This window comes from Aeromicrobium sp. PFPM2_SD2, from assembly GCF_057364525.1.
In genome coordinates, this window is sequence record NZ_JBNFNZ010000788.1 from 1 (window position 1) to 599 (window position 599).

The window sequence follows — 599 nt, forward strand, 5'->3', positions numbered from 1 at the left end:
CTCCGGACGTCCGGCGTGCGCGTCGGGGTCGTCCAGGTCGACCTGCACCAGGCAGGTCACCTCGCGCCCCGCGTCGGTCGCGCCGCGCGACAGGGCGCCGACGAGCTTGGCCCGGTCGACGCTCTGCACCACGTCGGCGTAGCGCGCCACCGCCGCCGCCTTGTTCGACTGCAGGCCTCCGACGAAGTGCCAGCGCAGCGAGGCCGCGGCCTGCTCGCGCTTGTCGCGGGCCTCGGGGTGGCGGTTCTCCCCCACGTCGGTGACGCCGAGCCCGGCCAGCAGGTCGACGTCGGACGCGGGATAGGTCTTGGTGACGACGACGAGGTGCACGTCGCCGCGCGGACGTCCGGCGTCGGCGCACGCGGCGGCGATGCGCCGCTCGACCGCGGCCAGGTTGTGCTCGAGCTCGGCGCGCCTATCCACGGTTGACCACCACCATGCCGAAGCGTCCGGCCGTGCCGTCCTGACGGCGGTGGGAGAAGAAGGTGTCGTCCTCGATCGTGCAGCCGGCGAAGGACTCGACGAGCACGTCGGCGGCCGCCAGCTGGGCCGCGACGCCGGCGGCGAGGTCGACGGCGGGCGTGTCCCGAGGCGGTGCG

2 protein-coding genes are annotated in these 599 nt (G+C 75.0%); both read right to left on the reverse strand.

Features of this window, described 5'->3' with window-relative positions:
• Positions 1-423, reverse strand: a 423-nt coding sequence (locus AC2W7G_RS18120; RefSeq protein ID WP_485869656.1) for an alanine racemase, incomplete at its 3' end; no start/stop codon positions are given.
• A partial coding sequence (locus AC2W7G_RS18125; protein WP_485869657.1) for a laccase domain-containing protein occupies positions 416-599 on the reverse strand: 184 nt, incomplete at its 5' end. The genes AC2W7G_RS18120 and AC2W7G_RS18125, both read right to left, overlap by 8 nt.